The sequence below is a fragment of the Dietzia sp. DQ11-38-2 genome, from assembly GCF_014145055.1.
In the GTDB taxonomy this organism is placed as follows: domain Bacteria; phylum Actinomycetota; class Actinomycetes; order Mycobacteriales; family Mycobacteriaceae; genus Dietzia.
The window spans coordinates 1-1227 of sequence record NZ_JAALDW010000502.1; the positions used below are offsets into that span (position 1 = coordinate 1).

Sequence of the window (1227 nt, forward strand, 5' to 3'; positions counted from 1 at the left end):
GGCGGCCGCTGTGGTGGTGGAGGTGGTCATGATGCGCGTTCCTCTCGGTTGGCGTGACGCCGGGCGATGATGCCGTCGGCGAGGTACTTCGCATCGCGGTCGATCCCGAGGAACCGGCCGGAACCCCACGTGTGCATCCAGGGCAGGCCCACGAACGACAGGCCGGGCACCTCCGTCACACCGCGGGTCTGCATGGGGTGGCCCGCGCCGTCGAAGGCGCTGGCCTCGATCCAGCGGTAGTCGGGCCGGTAGCCGATGGCCCAGATGATGGTGGTGATCCCCTCGGCCGCCAGGTCGAGTGAGGTCGGGTCGGCCTCGGGCGCCCACACCGGGGAGTACCGCGACGGCGGCGGGGCGTCGATCCCGTGGGCGTCGATGTGCCGGTCGATGTCGGCGCAGATGGAGTTGTACACCCGGTCCGCCGAGTCCAGGGCGTCGGTCAGCGTCGGGGCGAAGCGCAGCTCGGAGTCCCGTCCGGAGGTGAGCGTGCCGTAGAGGCGCATCCCCTCGGCGGCGAAGCGCCGCAGGTCCACGTCCCGTCCACCGTCGCGGCCGGTGACGTAGTGGTTGGTCTTCTCCTGCGCGGCCTTGCCCCCCGGGTACTGCTGGGCGGGGGTGTCGTACAGCCCCATGTCCGCGAGCCAGGTCATGCAGTCCCGGCCCCGGTAGAACCGGGCGACGCGCGGGGCGTTGCCGACCGCCAGGTGGACACGGCGGCCCGCGAGGTGCAGGTCCTCGGCGATCTGCGCACCGGACTGGCCCGACCCCACCACCAGGACCGCGCCCTCGGCCAGCTGGTCGGGATTGCGGTACTGCTCGGAGTGCAGCTGCACCACGGCGGGATCGAGGAAGGAGGCGTAGGGCGGGATCACGGGGATCGGGTAGCCGCCGGTGGCCACCACCACCTCGTCCGCGGTGACCGTCCGCTCGCCGACCGGGCCGGCGAGGGTCACCTCGAAGCCGGTCCCGGTCCGGCGGAGCCGCGTGGCGGCCGTGTGCTCGGCCAACGGCGGCTCGAAGGTCTCCAGCCACCCGTGCAGCCACTCCACCACCTGGTCGCGGGTCATGAACCCGTCGGGGTCGGGCCCCTCGTAGTGGTAGCCCGGCAGTCGGCAGTGCCAGTTCGGGGTGACGAGCGTGAAGGAGTCCCAGCGCGTGTCGGCCCAGGCGTGCACGGCGGTCTGCTTCTCCACCACCAGATGTTCGACGCCCGCGGCGCCGAGGTGG

Annotated in this window: 1 protein-coding gene; it reads right to left on the reverse strand. The window is 72.5% G+C overall.

Annotated elements, in window-relative coordinates; translation table 11 throughout:
* Positions 1-26 precede the first annotated feature (26 nt).
* A partial coding sequence (locus G6026_RS15675) for an MSMEG_0569 family flavin-dependent oxidoreductase (protein WP_241728135.1) occupies positions 27-1227 on the reverse strand: 1201 nt, incomplete at its 5' end.